We start from the raw sequence: 16,904 nt of genomic DNA, 5'->3' as shown, positions 1-16,904 counted from the left end.
TCAGACGGCGAGCGTGCCGTCCTGACGCATTCACGCCGATGGCCGATGGCCGACAGTTTCGGTGTGACACACGCCACTACGCTACCGCAATGGCAACAGGGCAGAGCAGCACGCTCTCGACCGCCGATGAGGCGGCCAGGCCGTTGCGCGGCGTGCTGGAGGACGCCTGGCTGACGCTCGACGCCCGGCCCGCCGGCGACGGCCGGTGGCTGGAGGTGTACCGCGGCGCCCCGGCCGACCCGGTCTTCGTGTGCATCGACGTGATGGGCAACGTACTGCACGTTGAGTTCCGGGACGCCACCACGCTGACCGTCAGCTACCTGCCCGGCTGGTGCTACGAGGCGGCCACCGCGGCGCACGCCGACCGGCGCCCGGACCCGCCGGAGATCCTGGTTGCCGACCTGGACTCGGCCCAGCCGTTGGTGTTCGAACTGACCGTCGAGAACCCGATCGACGGCGCGTACCGCAGCGTCACCGTTGCCGGCGAGGCAGTCGCGTACCGGCCGCTGCCCTTCGGGTACGCGTTCACGCCCGCACGGGGGTACCTGATCGAGGAGGCGCGGGCCGGATCCACGCCGCTGGTGCACTGGAGCGCGCTGCGGCTGCGGCTGGCGGCGGCGCCCGGCGTCGCCTACTCCGCCCGGCCGCTGCTCAGCACCGCCGCACTGACGACGCTGCGCGCGGCGTACGTGATCGGCGACGGGCCGACCACCTGCGACCAGGCCCTGTCGTTCGAGTTCGAACGCCACCGCCACCCCGGCACGGTGCCGCCGCTCGGCGAACCGCTGCGTACCGTCCCGGCCGCCGAGGCGGACCTGGTCGCCGGTGCCGTGGCGATGCGCGCCGCGGCCAGCGCCGGACCCGACGCGGGCGGTGGCGAACCCGACGTCGAGGGCTTTGCGGGCTTCGAGGGCTTTGCGGGCTTCGACCTTGGCGGCGGCCCGCTGGCGACCGCCGCGCACCAGGTCCGCGCCGACGGGATCGATCTGCTGCTGGTGAAGCCCGACCAGCGCAGCGCGCCGCGCGCGCAACCGTGGTCGTGGCAGCCGGCCTGGTTTGTCACCGCCGCGACGGTCCTCGACGACGCCCTGTTCGCCCTGGCCAAGGACATGTACGACTCGTACGTGCAGTGGCTGGGCGGGCTGCCGGACACCACGCCGCTGCCGATCCGGATCCGGGTCGATCCGGCCAGCGCCGAAGACCGCTTCGCGTACCGCCTCGACCACCTCGACGCCGACGGCAAGCCGACCGACCGGCCTGTCCCCGCCGAGCAGGGCCGGGCGGCATTCCGGCTCTCCGTCGTGCACACCCCCGGGGTAGAGGTCTTCCTGGACCTGGCCGTCGGCAACGCCGCGGCCGAGGGGCCGGACGCGATCAGCGGCATCGTCGAGTACCGGGCGCGGGAGGTGAAGTACTTCGACGACGTACCGCTGGAGATCACCGAGGAGACGCTGGTGCCGGAGGCGGTGCTGCCCGACCGTCCGGCAACGCTCGCCGAGATCGTCCACGTGATCCACACACTCGGCCAGTTCGTGCCGATCCCCATCGTGCAGAACATGTACGACCTGGAGGACCTCGGCAGCGTCGCCGCCTACGTGCTCACCGGCCGGAACCTGTACGGCGAGCCGATGACCGGCCTGGAGGCGGCCCTCACGCTGGGCGGGGTGCTGCTGCCCGAGATCGCCGAACGGGCCGGCGGGACGCTGCTGACTGCGGCGCGGCGCGTGCTCACCCTGGGCGACACCCCGCTGTACCGCCTGCGGGCCGCCGCCGCGGCCGTCCAGCCGGTGGACGCGCGCGTCGCCGAGGCGTTCGTCCACACGCTCTCCGAGGCGGCCCGATGACCCGGCCGATGTCGATGCTCGAGGAGCTGGGCCTGCTCATCCCGGAGCAGCGCCTCACCCGGCAGTTCCCGTCCGGCATGCCGGACGGCGCACCGCCACCGCTGCCCGCCTTCGTTCGCGACCCGACCGAGCTGATCGATCGGTCCGGCATCGCGCTGCGCTCCGGGTACCTGCAGAACGGGTTCGTCGCCGCCCGGGAGGCGGACCCCGACCTGACCCTGCTGGAGTACCTGGCCGGCGGTGGATTCGACTCGATCTTCCGCGGGGTCGTCGACGACCTGCTCGGCCACGCCTCGGCCACAATGCTGCGCACCATCGACGCCGCCCGGTACGTTCGGGCGCTGCAGGACGTGTACCGCGAGTTCCGGGCCGTCCCCACCCCGTTCGACGGGGGCGTCGCCTACGCTTCCTACCGCTACCAGACCGGCTTGCACGTCGAGCTGCCGGAGAACCTCAACGTCCTGCCGATGAACGCGCCGATCGTGGTGGGAAGCGACCTGCGCTACCCGGCCTACGGCGGCGTGGTCACCGCGCGCGGCCACCGCGCGATCGGCACGGTGATGGCCGGCCGAGCGTGGGGCCGGGACATCTCCCTCACCGCCCGTGGCAAGGAGCTCTTCAACGAGCTGGGGCTGGAGAGCAGGGACGTGCTGCACGGCTGGGACTACGACCCCGACCTGCTGATGTCCGAGGTGCAGATTGCGCACATGATCTCGACCGGCGAAGGGCCGGCGTACCGGTTCCAGATCCTCAGCGGGCCGCCTCGGCCGCGCGCGCGGTCGCAGGCCCGCTGGGAGCTGGCCGCCCGGCTCGGCGACGACGCGATCCTCGACGCGGACGAAGCGGGCCTTCAGCGGCTCTGGAAGTCCCACGGCCCGGACGCGGCCCGGCGCACCGGCGACCCGACCAATCTGAGCACCCGCTACGGCCGGGACCCCTACTACCGGTTCTCCCGCGACGAGCTGTTCGAGATGGCGCTCGGCCTGCCGCACGCGATCGACGTCCGGGACGTGGTGTACGAGTGGGAGCACGCCAGGCCGCAACGGTTCATCCGGGAGATGCAGCGCTGGGTCCGGAGGCTGGGCGATCAGCTGCCCGAGGCCGAGGACTTCTGGAGCAGCCGGCTGTCCATGCTCACCGGCGCGTCCGAGCCGGGCAACCTGCAGCTGCTCTCGCCGTACGAGCATGCCCGCACCGATCTGGTCGCCGGACGGATGTTCGGCGGCGCGACCCGCGTCGACCGGTACGCCAACCGGGCGGTGGCCACCATCGCCGGGGCCGAGGAGTACGACCTGGCGGCGCGGGCCGCGGACTACGCCTCGAAGAGCGGTAAACCGCTCAGCGCGTTCTCGCTCACCGACCTGGCCCGGGCGGAGGAGCCGATCGTCGCCTTCGACCAGCACACCCTCGCCGAGCTGACCGCCGCCTTGCAGGAGCACGAGTGGCAGGCCGCCGTGCGGGCCACCACGGGCGCCCAGGCCGACTGGAACGACCTCGTCAGGCGGCTGAACGCCCAGCTCGTCGCGTACGGCATGCCGAAGGCTCTGCTACTGCCCACGATCTGATCGCAAGTCGCCGGCGGGACCACCCCGCCGGGTGGAGAGGACGATCCGATGACCACACCGGCACAAGCCACAGTGCGTTTCGTCCAGCTACGCCGCGTCGGCGGGCCGGACGAGGACGCCTGCACCACCGGCCCGAAGACCACCGGTCCGCTCGTCGACTTCCGCGACGACTGGAGCGGGCCGGTCCGGGACGCGATCACCTCCGGTGACCGCGACGCCGCCCAGCAGCTCTTCAAGGCACTGCTGGCGCAGCACGACGAGCTGCTGGACGAGACCGGCCGGCTCGCCCTGCTGCTGCTGCGCCGCGCCGGAGTCGACGCCCGGCTCACCGTCGGGCAGCTGCGGGAGGCCCTCACCGGCTGGGCGGCCCAGCGGGACATCGGCGGGGAGCAGGTGCGCAGCGCGGTCGCCCGGCTGACCGCCTGGGCGGTCGACGCGCTCGTGCTCGGCCGGTTCCTACGGCTTCGCAAGCAGCCCTTGGCCGACACGCTGGTCCGGGTACTGCGTGGCGTGACGCTGCTGCGGCTGGCCCGCTCGGCGGCACAGGAGGCGTGCCTGGTGCGCGCCCTGCTCGGCGGGCGGGACCTGGTGCTGCCCGATCCTCCGGCGTCGCCGCGGCGGCCGGCCGACCCGAACGCCGAGCGCGCCGACCGGTTTGCCGAACTCAGCGGTACCGCGCAGCGGCTGCTGGCCCGCGCCCGGGTGACCGGCCGGCCCAACCCGACGCTGCGGGACCTGCAGGCCGACGGCTTCCCCGACCTGGGCGCGGCAGTCGAGGCCACCGCGCAGGCCGCCGACGAGCTGGGCGCGCCAGCCGCCACCACGCTGCGCGGGCTGCAGCGGGTCTTCGACGCCGAGCGCGACGACGCCCGCCGCCGCGCTTCGGCCCGGACCGCCACCGGCATCCCGGACGTCGACTCGAGCCCAGGCAATCCGATTCCCGGCAACGGCAACACCGTCCCCTACCTGCCGCCGCGGGTGCCAGTGTTCGACGCGTACGCCCGCGTCGCCGGCCGCGGCGACCTCATGCTGATCCGCACGACGCACCTGCGCTACGAGGCGGCCGACATCTCGCACGTCGAGAACGTGCTGGCCAGCGAGGTCCGGGGGCGGGTGCACACGGTGGACGCCAGCACCAAGGAGACCGTCACCACCGCCAGCCAGACGATCGCCGAGTCCACCGAGGAGCTGGAGTCCACCGAGCAGAACAGCCTGGATCGGGCGCTGCAGACGGCGGCGACCCAGCAGACCTCGACCTCGCTCGGGGTCAGCGTCTCCGGCGGGTTCGGGCCGATCCAGGCCGGTATCGAGGTCAACGCCGACCGCTCCAACACCACCGAGACCAGCATGAGTTCGGCCGTCTCGTACGCCAAGACGCTCGCCGAGAGCGCCTCGGAGCTGCTGCGCACCGAGACCTCGCAGCGCCGCACCACCACCAGCAGAACCCGGGTCACCGAGACCAACGAGCACCGGTTCGACAACGCCGACGGCGCGACCAACATCGCCGGGATCTACCGGTGGTTGAACAAGGTCGACCAGGCACAGGTGTACAACTACGGCGAGCGGCTGATCCTGGAGTTCATCGTGCCGGAGCCGGCCGGCACCCTGGTTTGGCTCGCCGAGCAGGCGGAGCAGACCAGCAGCCTGGGCGCCGTACCGGAGCCGCCGGCCTGGTTCCTGGAGGTGGGTGATCTCCACGACGACAACTACGCCGACAAGGCCGCCCGCTGGGACATCTTCGGCGTCGAGCCGCCGCCGGACTTCGAGATCTTCGCGACCGCCACGTTCCTCGACCCGGCCGCCCGGCCGTTCGAGTACAGCAAGAATTCCACCGACAAGTCGCAGCCGGAGTGGGGGTACACCTCGTACACCGGTGAGGTCGCCGTGCCGGCCGGGTACGCGGCCACCGAGGCGTACGTGACGGTCACCTGGTCGCTGGAGGAGGGCGAGTACAGCGCCGAGGAGGGCAGCCCGCCGCAGGCCGTGCAGATCGCCATCGGCGAGGACCGGATCGTCGACAACGACACCGACGACGGCGAGCACGTCGTCCCGCTCGACCACGTGATCCCCGGGCCGGTACCGATCGGGATCAGCGCCGACCAGCGCGGCGGCCTCACCGTCGTGGTGCGGGTGCGCTGCGAGCGCACCACCGCCTCGTACACCGCGTGGCAGCTGCGCGCCTGGGAGGCGATCCGGGCCGGGTACCTCGCCCAGCGCACCGCCTACGACAACGACCAGGCTCGCCGGCAGGCCCGGACCGCCTACCGGGCCGACCAGCCGGCTTCGGCCCTGCGGCTGGTCGAGCAGTTGGAGTTGAAGCGCGCCTGCCAGTCCCTGCTGACCGGCCAGGAGTTCGACCGGTACGGCTCGCTCGACTTCCCGGCCGACGAGGCGCCGCGGATCGACCGGCTGGAGCTCATCGCCGAGGCCGACCACATCCAGTTCTGCGAAGACCTGTTCGAGTGGGACAAGATCAGCTACCTGTGCTACTCGTACCAGTGGGCCGGTCGGGACCGCTGGGCGACACTGCGTACCCGGACCAGCTCCGACCCGCTGCACCAGGTGTTCCTGCAGGCCGGCGCGGCCCGGGTGATGGTGCCGGTGCGCGCTGGGTACGAGCACGTCATCGGCCGGTACCTCGCCACGTCGGAAGTTCCGGCGCTGACCCCGCGGCCGTGGCGCGGCGGACACAACCCCTACCCGCCGATCGACGATCTGATCAGCGACGCCCTCGACCGGCCCGGCGAGGAGGTCACCGTCGGCGAGCCGTGGGAGGTGGTCACCCCGACCGACCTCATCCAGCTGCAGGCGGGTACCGAACTCAACCCGGCTGCCTAAGTACGGCAGCCGCCGTCCAGCCTCGACTAGGGGATCGAGAGCGGACCGTAGGCGCGCCGGCGCACCGTGTCGGCATGGACATCGCGTCGGGCTCGGCGTGAAGTTTCGCCACCCCTGGTCGTGGCGTGTGGGCGCATTAACGGGTAGAAACATCTCAACCCCTTCCGGCCCGGCCCAACCTCCGGCGGCAAGGGTCAGAGAGCGCTCTCACCGCCCCCAGCTGCGCCGGAAGTACGCCCGGCCAGCGGAGAGGACGAACCACATGACAACCCCGTCCCGAGACGTGCGCCGGAGATCCGGCCGTACCCTCCTGCTCGCTCTGGTGTTGACCACCGCCACCACGATGACCAGCACGGCGGCCAGCGCCGGCCGCCCGACGCCCGGCGCACCCGACTTCGGCCCGAACGTGACGATCTTCGACCCGTCCATGCCGGTCGCCGAGATCCAGCAGACGCTCGACGCGGCGCACGCCCGGCAGGTCGACAACGAGATGGGCACCGAGCGGCACGCCTACCTGTTCAAGCCCGGCACGTACGGCACGGCCGCGCAGCCGTTGCAGGCCAAGGTCGGCTACTACACCGAGGTGTCCGGCCTGGGCGCCTCGCCCACCGACGTCACCGTCAACGGCAAGCTGGAGGTCTACAACCGCTGCCTGGCCGACGGCGGCACCGGCAACTGCCTCGCGCTGGTCAACTTCTGGCGCACCCTGTCCAACCTCTCGCTCACCATCAACGCGGCCGGTCAGGACGACTGCCGGTCGTCGGCGAACTTCTGGGCGGTCTCCCAGGCGGTCTCGATGCGCCGACTGAACATCGGCGGCGGCGGTCTGTCGCTGATGGACTACTGCACCGCCGGCCCGCAGTACGCCAGCGGCGGGTTCATCGCCGACTCACGGCTGCCGGCCACCACGAACGGTTCGCAGCAGCAGTGGCTGACCCGCAACAGCGAGGTCGGCGGCTGGTCCAATGCGGTGTGGAACCAGGTGTTCGCGGGGGTCGAGGGCGCACCGGACGACGCCACGTTCCCCGACCCGCCGTACACCACACTGGAGACCACCCCGCTCAGCCGGGAGAAGCCCTACCTCTTCGTCGACGGCAAGGGTCGCTACCAGGTGCGGGTGCCCGCCGCACAGCGCGACAGCCGGGGCGTCTCCTGGGCGGACGGCATCACACCGGGGCGCACCATCGGGATCGGCGACTTCTTCATCGCCAAGCCGTCGGACTCGGTGCGCGTCATCAACAGCCAGTTGGCGCGCGGCAAGCACCTGCTGCTCACGCCCGGCACGTACGACATCGCGCGCAGCATCGAGGTCCGGCGTCCGAACACCGTGGTGCTGGGGATCGGGCACGCCACGCTGACCGCCGTGAACGGCGCGATCCCGCTGGACGTGGCCGGTGTTCCCGGGGTGATCGTCGCCGGTGTCACGATCGACGCCGGCCTCGTCGAGTCGCCGGTCCTGCTGCGGGTCGGACGTGAGCACGGCCGCAACGCGAGCAGCCCGCACAACCCGACCACGCTCTCCGACGTGTACTTCCGGGTCGGCGGCCCGCACATCGGCCGGACGAACACCGCGCTGGAGGTCAACAGCGACAACGTGCTCATCGACCACACCTGGGTGTGGCGCGGTGATCACGGTGTCGAGGGCTTCACCGAGGGTGTCAACGGTGACACCGATCGCTGGCGTACCAACACCGGTCGCTACGGGGCCGTCATCAACGGCGACCACGTGACCGCGACCGGCCTCTTCGTCGAGCACTTCCAGCGCTACAACACGGTCTGGAACGGCGAACACGGCACCACGATCCTCTACCAGAACGAGCTGCCGTACGACCCGCCGACGCAGGCCGACTGGATGAACGGCGCGGTCGAGGGTTGGGCCGGGTACAAGGTCGGTGACCGGGTGCGTCACCACACCCTGTACGGGGGCGGGGTGTACGTGTTCAACCAGAACAACCCGTCGATCCACACCGAGAACGGTTTCGAGGTCCCGAACCGGCCCGGGGTGCGGCTGCACCACATCATGACCGTCAACCTCAGCGCCGGCACGATCGACCACGTGGTCAACGGCGTCGGGGACGCGGCCGACATGACCAAGGTCGGCGCTCCGGTGTACCTGACCCAGTACCCGACCCAGTAGCGGGGATCGGGCGTACCGACGGGGCCGGAGCCGGCGATGGCTCCGGCCCCATCGCGATCAGCGGGGTGGTGTCGTCGAGGTGGCCGGCGCGCGGTGCGACCGAACCGGTCGGGCGTTGGCGAGCACGAGTAGGAACGCTCCGGCACACAGCAGGCCGATGGCGGCCGCCAGGCCGACCGACGCGGGTAGCAGGGTGACCACGGTCAGCACCGCGCCCAGCCCGGCGCCGGCGAGCAGCACACCGGGCGCGACGATCGGCGCTCTCATCGCGGCAACCCCACCAGAAGGGAACGCAGCTGGGCACCTCGTGCCGACCAGCTGTTGCGGGTGGCGACCTCCCGGCGGCGGGCAGCGTCGCTGGTGTGCTCAGCCACGGCCCGACCGTTCCATCGGCCGTGGCGCTGCGGCGGGCAGCAACTCGTCCTCGCCGAGGCGGCCGAGCACCGCGCGGGCGCGTTCGTCGTCGAGCCGCAGCAGGCGGGCGCCGGCGTGCCGGTCCAGCCAACCGCGCAGCGCGCCGGCCGCGATCCGCCGGTTGATCCAGTTGACAAGCGGCACCGAGTCGCCCAGCGGCAGCGCGGTCGGTGCGATTGCGTGCCAGGCCGCCGAGCCGATCGGGCTCACCTCGCACCGCCAGCGCGGCCGGCGTCCCGGCGGGTCGACGAAGAGCAACCGTTGCCCGGGCGCCAGTTGCCCCAGCACCGCCGGATGCCCGTCGACAGACCAGCGGGTTCGGCTGAACAGGACCACCCAGTCGCGGGTGTCACCGTCGGGCAGCGGGCCGACGTCGCCGCGCAGCGCGGCGAACAGGTCGCCCAGGCCCAGCGGTACGGATCGACCGAAGAGTCGCTTGACCAGGTGGTCGGCGAGCAGCACGGCCCGGAACACCGGCAACCGGTACCGAGGTTGGGTCATCCGCAGATACCCGATCAGGCTGCCCAGCAGGTGTCGGAAGCGGATGGTCGGGCCGAGCAGCCGACAGGACGCGCCACGACTGTGCGTCACCACCGCGTCCGGAAGCATCCACAGCTCGTGCCCGGCCTGGTCGAGCTGCCGCGCGAGGATTGCGTCGTTCCAGTAGACGGGGAACGTCTCGTCGAAGATGGTCTGCTGCCCGAGCACCGCACGGCGCAGCAGCACGCAGCTGCCCGAGGCGAGTTGCCGGGGACGGCTGAAGTCCTCGCCCCGCATCTGGAACCGGTGCAGCGCCTGGCGGAACCCGGGCAGTCGGCGCAGCGCGGTCACCAGCGCGATGGTGGCGGCGAAGCTGGGCTGTTGAACGTAGTGCTGCTGGAAGGTGCCGTCCGGGTTGAGGTACAGCGGGCTGACCCCTGCGACGTCCGGCCGCTCCCGCAGATGGTCGACCATTCGGGACAGCGCGCCCGGGTGCAACCGGATGTCGCTGCTGAGCAGCAGGATCAGCTGCCCGTTCGCCCGTCGGTACGCCTGGTTCACGGCGGCGGCGAAACCGTTGTTGTGCTTGTTGCGGATCAGTCGGACCCGGGGTTGGTCGGCGAGCAGGTCGGCTGAGCCGTCGGACGAGCCGTTGTCGACGGCCACCACCTCGTAGTCCAGATCGGGATCGGCGGTCGACGCCAGCGACTCCAGGCACTGTCGGGTCTGCTCGCGGGTGTTCCAGCTGACCAGCAGTACCGACAGCAGGGGAGCGCTCGTCACGCCACCGCCCGGTTGTCGCGGTGGCGGGCCCAGAGTCTCTCTCAACACGCCGTCCTCCCTCTCCGTCCGGTGCTTTCAGGGCATGCCGGCGGACACCCCCCGGAGGAGAAAGTACTAGCGGTAAAAGGTGAATAGTGATGAATGGGTAAAACGACCTTTTCCACACTAGATCTCGCATATCTACACGAGGTATTCAGAGCGATCGTCCGTTTAGTGGCCTTTGTTGGGTTACGGTCGGGTTCGGCCGTCCGCTTGTCGCAGCGGGCCGACCGTTCCGTCGTTCCGAGGAGTCCGACATGGACCTGCCCGTTACCGCCGTCGGTGTCGACCAGCCGACGGACCTGATTCCCGGGCGCGTGCTGGTGACCGGGGGTGCCGGCTTCATCGGCAGCCACGTGGTCGCGCGGCTGATGCTGATGGGCAGCCAGGTCCGGGTGCTCGACAACTTCTCCACCGGGCGGATCGAGAACCTGACCGACGCCGCGTATGGCGGACTGACCGAGGCGGACGTCGTCTCGGGTGACATCCGTACGCCCGACGGTGTCGAGATCATCCACCAGTGGCAGCCGGACGTGGTGGTGCACCTCGCCGCACAGTCGAGCGTTCCCGCGGCCCACCGTTCACCCCCGTACGACGCCGACGTGAACGTCTTCGGCACCGTCAACGTGCTGGACGCCTGTGCGCGCAGCGGCGTACGGCTGGTGATCAACGCGGCCAGCAGCGCCATCTTCGGCAGTGTCGCCCCCCACGACCTGCCAGTCCAGGAGGACCACCCGATCGCCCCGGTGAGCCCGTACGGCGTCAGCAAGGCCGCCGGCCTGCACTACCTCGACTGGTACGGGCGTCAGCACGGCCTGTCGTACACCTCGATGGTGTTCGGAAATGTCTACGGGCCCCGGCAGGAGGGCAGCGACTGCGGCGTGGTGTCCCTCATGGTCGATGCGCTGCTCGGCGGTCGGCAGGCGGTGATCTACGACGACGGCACGCAGACCCGGGATTTCATCCACGTCAGCGACGTCGCCGAGGCGATCGCCGTCGCCTGTCACCACAACGGTGTGGGAATGGTCAACATCGCCTCGGGTCGGCAGACGAGCGTCAACGAGGTGTACGACACGGTCCGGGAGGCGTCCGGCGTCGACAGCGCGGCCCGCTACGAGCCGCTGCCCTGGCCGGGCGAGGTGCGCAACATGGCGCTGGACACCAGGAAGGCGCGAGAGTTGCTCGGGTGGCACCCGAAGATCGGCTTCACCGAGGGCGTACGGACAACGGTGCGCGATGCCCGCCGCCGCCAGGCCCCCAGCCAGATCCTGTCCCCGCTGTGGGCGCGTGAGCGGGCCGTCAGCCACTGATGACCCAGCGCATAATTCCCGTCATCTGATCGGGATTTTCATCGATCAGTCTAACTCTTGCGGGTCGGCATCCACTGCTGCCACGATGGCCGTCAATGCCTTCCGTCCCGAAGGAGTGGTCCTCATGGCGGTCTCCCGCCGCAGGTTCGTCACATCGGTGCTGGCCGGGTCCGCCCTCGCCACCGCCTCCACCACCGAGCTGCTCACCACCCTGTCCAGCCCCGCGCACGCCGCCAGTCCCCCCGGGGACGTGGTCGGCAAGGTGACGGTCGGCTACCAGGGCTGGTTCAGCGCCCCCGGCGACGGGGCGCCGATCGGCGGATGGTGGCACTGGGGCCGCGACCGGTTCCAGCCGCCCTCACCCGCCAACACCACAATCGTGTCCTGGCCGGACATGCGCGAGTACACGCGCACCTATCCCACCGCGTACCCCAACCTGGGCAACGGCCAGCCGGCCACCCTCTTCTCCTCGTACGACCAGCAGACGGTCGACACCCACTTCCGCTGGATGCAGGAGAACGGGTGCGACACCGCCGCGCTGCAACGGTTCAACCCGATGGGCGACGAGGGCCCGACCCGCGACGCGATGACGCAGAAGGTCCGCTCCGCGGCCGAACGGTACAACCGCAAGTTCTACATCATGTACGACGTCACCGACTGGCTGACCTTCCAATCGGAGATCAAGACCGACTGGACGACGAAGATGGCCGCGCACACCGCGTCCTCCGCGTACGCCCGGCAGAACGGCAAACCGGTCGTCTGCATCTGGGGATTCGGCTTCAGCGAGCCCAGCCGGCCCTTCGCCCCCGGGCCCTGCCTGGAGGTCATCAACTGGTTCAAGGCCCAGGGCTGCTACGTCATCGGTGGTGTGCCCACCTGGTGGCGGCAGGGCATCGAGGACTCCCGCCCCGGCTTCCTCGACGTCTACCACGCGTTCCACGCGATCTCGCCGTGGATGGTCTACCGGGCCAGGACCGTGGAGGAACTCGACTCGTACTACAACAACGTCAACGTCGGCGACATGGCCGACTGCGCGGCGCGCGGCATCGACTACCTGCCCTGCGTGATGCCCGGCGACCTCGCCGGGGGGCACCGCAAGCACGGCGACTTCTACTGGCGGCACATCTACAACATGGTCCGACTCGGCTCCCAGGGCCTCTACGTGTCCATGTTCGACGAGTACAACGAGGGCAACCAGATCGCCAAGACGTCCGAGACCCAGGCCACCACCCCGGCCGGCGCGAACATCCGGGCCCTGGACGAGGACGGCGTGGCCTGTTCCTCCGACTACTACCTGCGGATCACGGCCGACGGCGGCCGGATGCTCAAGGGGCAACTCGCGCTCACCGCCGTACGCCCCACCCCGCCGATGGTCGGCACCCCGCCACCGGCCACCGGCAACCTGGCCGCCGGCCGATCCACCTCGGCCAGCAGCCAGGGCGGCGGGTTCCCGGCGTCGAACGCGGTGGACTCGAACGCCGGCAGCTACTGGGAGAGCGGCGGCGGTTCTTTCCCGCACTGGTGGCAGGTCGACCTCGGCGCCAGCCACCAGGTCAACAAGCTCGTGGTGCGGCTGCCCGCCGGCTGGGGTGCGCGCACCCAGACCATCACGGTGCAGGGCAGCGTCGACGGCAGCTCCTTCGCCACCATCGCCGGGGCCTCCGCGTTCGCCTTCGACCCGGCGACCGGCAACACCGTCACCCGCACGCTGACGACCACCGCGGCCCGCTATGTCCGCCTCAGCATCAGCGGCAACACCGGCTGGCCGGCCGCCCAACTCGCCCAGGTCGAGGTGTACGCCGGCAGCACCGTCCCGGACAACCCGCCGACGACCCCGAGCGGCCTCACGGTGACCGGCAAGACGTCGACGAGCGTGTCGCTGGCGTGGACGGCCTCCACCGACGACACCGGAGTGACCGGCTATCAGGTACGCCAGGGCGGCAATGTCGTCGCCACAGTCACGGGCACCACGGCGACGGTGAGCGGGCTCAGCCCGTCCACCGCGTACACCTTCACCGTCGTCGCCCGCGACGCCGCCGGCAACACCTCCGGCGCGTCCTCGGCGGTCACCGTCACCACTGACGCCGTGGCCAACGCGGACCTCGCCCGGGGACGATCCACGTCGGAGAGCAGTCACGTCCAGAGTTACGGGTCGGGCAACGTGGTGGACGGTGACGCGAACAGCTACTGGGAGAGCGCCAACAGCGCGTTCCCGCAGTGGGTGCAGGTCGATCTGGGTTCCTCGCGGACGGTCGGACGGGTGGTGCTGAAGCTGCCGCCGTCGTCGGCGTGGGGCAGTCGGACGCAGACCCTCGCCGTGCAGGGCAGCACCGACGGGGGGAGCTTCGGGACGCTCGTTGGGTCGGCGGGGCGGACCTTCAACCCGGCCACCGGTAACCAGGTGACGCTGACGTTCACCGCCGCCCAGACCCGCTACGTGCGGATCACCGTCACCGGCAACACCGGCTGGCCCGCCGGGCAACTGTCGGCCTTGGAGGTGTACGCCAGCTGACCGAGGCGTGGGCGGCCGCCGGGGGAGCGGCGGCCACCCACCTCATCGAACGGGCGTAAGCCGCACCTCGCCAAGGCCCACGTCAAGGCAGAGAGGTTTACGCGAGCTGCCTCGCAACGAGAACCGTCGAAGTCACCTCGCTCGGTGACGACTGCGCATTCTCGGGTGACTTCGCCTTCAGGCGCTCGATGAGCCTAAAACGCGGCGGTCAGCTGAGGCCGTCGGATGAACTGACGGTCTCGAGCGTTGACCGAAGCCGTTGGGCTGGCCGCTCGGAGGACGACGTCGAGGACCAGGTGTGGATCCGCGACGTAGGCGCCGCTGGCCCACGCGGCATTCGCCTCGATCACGGCCCAGTAGCCGTCGACCAGTCCCACGTCCACGACGATGGCGGAGGGCAAGGTGTGCCCGTATCCGGCGATGAGATCGGTGCCGAAGGCTAGTGCGTCGGTCGACGGAGGGCCGAGGTGCAACCGGCCGTGTGCGGCGTACTGGCTGCCGGTGTGGACAACACCGTCGAGCAGGTGTAGCCGGTACTCGGCGGTGAAGTCGACGATGTCGCTGACGAGCACCGGAGTCTGCCGGTCGACAGCGTCCGGGCCGGGCAGGCGGGAACCATCGGTGTAGATCATCGCCGGGATGTTCTTGTCGTTGGGCGACTTGATGAACGCCGGTCGACGGAGTTCGTAGGCTTCGCCGATGGTGACCAGAGTGATCTCGCGGCGGGTAAGGTCCCGCGGAAGGCCAGTCAGCCAGCCAGGTTCGGCCTCCAGAGGTGCGATCCCGAGCACCGGTGCGACGACGTCGGCGAAGCTCGGCCCTGCATGAAGGTGATCAGCACGCAACCCGGCGGGTACTTCGAAGGTGTGCAGCTGGACGGTGCGTAGACCGCGCCGATGAGCGGCGTCGCGCAAGCTCTGAGCCGACGCTGTCAGGCGCGGCGGCAGGACAAGTGTCACGGCCGATGATCCTGCCCCAATGCGCCGTTTCAATTAAGCAGTTATCAGGCGTTCCAATGTGACCGTCCCTGGTGCTGCCCGTGCTGTGCGGATCACGGCGGGGTCGGCTCGACTTCATTGGGCCCTGCTGGGTCGATGTGGTCGGCGTGACGCAGGGCCTGAGCGAGCAGCTTACGGACGGTAGCCGTGTATGTGGCTGACCGAACGTGGCGCTAGATGACGGGAAGTTCGCCGCCGTCGACTGTCAGGCTTACTCCGGCAGCTGCAACTGCTCGTCCCGGCTCAGGACTCGGGATGCTCGTCGCCGGGTGGTCAACAGCGCCAAACCCACGAAACCCAGCAATACGAGCACAGCCACAATGCTCCACAAGAGGAGGTGGCCATCCATGCCCGCACGGTATCGGAGACAGGTAACCCCAGCACCAGCAAGCCTGCCCGGCGGCATAGCTCGACCCGGGCGAACCGACCCTCGACACGGCTCTTGCGCCCAACTCGGCAGGATCACAATCAAAGCCCGAGCGTGCGGGCTCCGCCCGAAGGGAGCGTTCCGATGAGCCGCTATTCGATGGACGAGCGCGAGGCCTTCCTTGCCATGTCCCGGTTCGTGTGGCAGTTCGCGAACCGTGCCGGGGACGACCTGCTCACGCTTCTGGGAGACATCGGCATCGAGGCAGACGGCGGGACAGCGGACCCCGCCGCGTGGAACGACTGGTTGGCCTGCGTTCGCTCCGTGGTAGACGGCGCAGAAGACCCGGCCGGCGGCTCGGCCGGCTAGAGACCACCCCAGCGGGTATCCGCGCTGCTCCCCGCCGCCGACCGCCTCCTTCCACCCTCATCCCACCCCGGTGATCAAGAGGTTTGCGGGACTATTGGAGATCAAACTTCCCCCAAACCTCTTGATCACCGGGGTGGGGGCGATCACCGGGAGTGGGCGGTGGGTGGGACGTTGCTGCTCCAGGCGGCGTTGGCCGCCGCCGGCTGCGGCGAGCACCGCCACGCCGACGAGCTGGCCGACCGGGCTGCGGGCGTTGCCGCCAGCCTGAGGGGGTACGACGATCCGCACCGCACCAGCTTCGGGCCGATCGCCGTCGAGTTGGCCCGTGTTCTGGTGGCGGCGCAACGCGGTGATGCCGTCGAGGCGCTACGACGGCATTCGACTGTCATGCGGCGGGAGGGGTGGCGGCGGTTGCCGGCCGAGTACCGGGGTGCGTACCTGGTCGACGTCGCTCGGGCGTACCTCCAGGTGGGTGACCTGCGCGGGGCTGCTCGCGCGCTGGTCGACGCGGACAGTGTCGCGCCGGCTGAGGTTCGGTGTCGGCCTTTGGTGCGTACCGCGATCGCCGATGTTGCCCGCGCGCAGCCGGCGCCGGCCGGCGTGGCGCGACTGGCCACGGTGGTCGGGCTCACCCACTGACGGACGAGCGCCGGCGCTCCAACCAGAAACCCGCAACGACGTGCGGGCAACTGATCCCGGCAGCGTCACTGCTCCCAGAGGTCCTCGGTGCGGAAGTACCTGGCGGTGAACGCCTCTTCCAGGGAGCCGGTGTCCGCCTCATCGGTCCACCAACCCGGCCAGACGTCGACACCGGAAGGCTCGCTGATGGCCGTCAGGGCCGCGGAGCACCGGTGGCAGCGCCGAGGTGCCGAGTCCCGGAATCGCCCGCCGCAGTCGCAACGCCGTAGCCGCGCCTCAAGTGCCGCCATCAGCGTGGCGTAGGTCCTGTCCTGCGAAGGGAGCGCGTCCGCGATGGTCATGAACGTGTTGTCGTAGTAACCGACATCTACCCGCATCGGGCAGCTGTCGCAGTAGAGGAAATGGCAGTCAAGAAACGGCGAGTGGTCGAGGCGGTAGAGGCGTTCGTGGCACTCCGGACAGGCAACTTCCTCGCCGTTCAGCCAGTTGTCGTCGACTTCGTCCGGATCGCCCACCGGTTGATCATTCCATGGGTGTGACGCGCAGTCGCGTCGGCGATTCGCGTTTTGGTCCGGGTGGCGCCGGTCCGCTGTGAGACTGGGCGAGTGC

The 16,904-nt window shown here is 70.3% G+C and carries 12 protein-coding genes; 8 read left to right on the top strand and 4 right to left on the bottom strand.

Annotation, left to right across the window (positions count from 1 at the left end; all coding sequences use genetic code 11):
• The first annotated feature begins 89 nt into the window (after nucleotides 1–89).
• From GA0070561_RS10555 to GA0070561_RS10540, 4 genes are all read left to right on the top strand, one after another.
• Nucleotides 90–1,844, top strand: coding sequence for a hypothetical protein (locus GA0070561_RS10555; protein ID WP_141710352.1), 1,755 nt, complete (start codon nucleotides 90–92; stop codon nucleotides 1,842–1,844).
• Nucleotides 1,841–3,409 carry a hypothetical protein gene (locus tag GA0070561_RS10550; protein ID WP_141710351.1) on the top strand — a complete coding sequence of 523 codons (1,569 nt, stop codon included), beginning with the start codon at nucleotides 1,841–1,843 and terminating at the stop codon, nucleotides 3,407–3,409. The genes GA0070561_RS10555 and GA0070561_RS10550 overlap by 4 nt, the downstream gene beginning before the upstream one ends.
• Nucleotides 3,410–3,457: 48 nt before the next feature.
• Nucleotides 3,458–6,247: a hypothetical protein gene (locus GA0070561_RS10545; protein ID WP_141710350.1), complete on the top strand. Its 2,790-nt coding sequence runs from the start codon at nucleotides 3,458–3,460 to the stop codon at nucleotides 6,245–6,247.
• 262 nt (nucleotides 6,248–6,509) lie between these two features.
• Complete coding sequence (locus tag GA0070561_RS10540) at nucleotides 6,510–8,384, top strand: adenylyl cyclase (protein ID WP_091398975.1); 1,875 nt, start codon at nucleotides 6,510–6,512, stop codon at nucleotides 8,382–8,384.
• A 57-nt stretch (nucleotides 8,385–8,441) separates the two neighbouring features.
• On the opposite strand, the gene GA0070561_RS10535 is transcribed toward GA0070561_RS10540, so the two are convergent.
• Together GA0070561_RS10535 and GA0070561_RS10530 are read right to left on the bottom strand one after the other, a co-directional pair.
• Nucleotides 8,442–8,651 carry a hypothetical protein gene (locus tag GA0070561_RS10535; RefSeq protein WP_091398973.1) on the bottom strand — a complete coding sequence of 70 codons (210 nt, stop codon included), beginning with the start codon at nucleotides 8,649–8,651 and terminating at the stop codon, nucleotides 8,442–8,444.
• 99 nt (nucleotides 8,652–8,750) lie between these two features.
• Complete coding sequence (locus tag GA0070561_RS10530; protein ID WP_091398970.1) at nucleotides 8,751–10,061, bottom strand: glycosyltransferase family 2 protein; 1,311 nt, start codon at nucleotides 10,059–10,061, stop codon at nucleotides 8,751–8,753.
• Nucleotides 10,062–10,357: 296 nt separating this feature from the next.
• On the opposite strand from GA0070561_RS10530, the gene GA0070561_RS10525 reads away from it, so the two are divergent.
• Nucleotides 10,358–11,410: a GDP-mannose 4,6-dehydratase gene (locus tag GA0070561_RS10525; RefSeq protein ID WP_091398967.1), complete on the top strand. Its 1,053-nt coding sequence runs from the start codon at nucleotides 10,358–10,360 to the stop codon at nucleotides 11,408–11,410.
• A 124-nt stretch (nucleotides 11,411–11,534) separates the two neighbouring features.
• Nucleotides 11,535–13,922, top strand: a complete 2,388-nt coding sequence (locus GA0070561_RS10520; RefSeq protein ID WP_091398965.1) for a glycoside hydrolase family 99 protein — start codon at nucleotides 11,535–11,537, stop codon at nucleotides 13,920–13,922.
• Nucleotides 13,923–14,116: 194 nt separating this feature from the next.
• On the opposite strand, the gene GA0070561_RS10515 is transcribed toward GA0070561_RS10520, so the two are convergent.
• Nucleotides 14,117–14,836 (bottom strand): ATP-grasp domain-containing protein, encoded by a 720-nt coding sequence (locus tag GA0070561_RS10515; RefSeq protein ID WP_244166146.1) that lies wholly within the window; start codon nucleotides 14,834–14,836, stop codon nucleotides 14,117–14,119.
• 595 nt (nucleotides 14,837–15,431) lie between these two features.
• On the opposite strand from GA0070561_RS10515, the gene GA0070561_RS10510 reads away from it, so the two are divergent.
• Both GA0070561_RS10510 and GA0070561_RS10505 read left to right on the top strand, forming a co-directional pair.
• Complete coding sequence (locus GA0070561_RS10510) at nucleotides 15,432–15,656, top strand: hypothetical protein (protein WP_091398961.1); 225 nt, start codon at nucleotides 15,432–15,434, stop codon at nucleotides 15,654–15,656.
• Nucleotides 15,657–15,815: 159 nt separating this feature from the next.
• Nucleotides 15,816–16,295: a hypothetical protein gene (locus GA0070561_RS10505; RefSeq protein ID WP_244166145.1), complete on the top strand. Its 480-nt coding sequence runs from the start codon at nucleotides 15,816–15,818 to the stop codon at nucleotides 16,293–16,295.
• 65 nt (nucleotides 16,296–16,360) lie between these two features.
• Here the strand turns inward: GA0070561_RS10505 and GA0070561_RS10500 are convergent, their stop codons facing one another.
• Entirely contained in the window at nucleotides 16,361–16,810 is a 450-nt protein-coding gene (locus tag GA0070561_RS10500) for a hypothetical protein (protein WP_091398959.1), read from the bottom strand.
• Nucleotides 16,811–16,904: the final 94 nt, after the last annotated feature.

Source organism: Micromonospora saelicesensis, from assembly GCF_900091575.1.
Lineage (GTDB): Bacteria > Actinomycetota > Actinomycetes > Mycobacteriales > Micromonosporaceae > Micromonospora > Micromonospora saelicesensis.
This window is presented reverse-complemented; position numbering and strand designations above follow the sequence as displayed.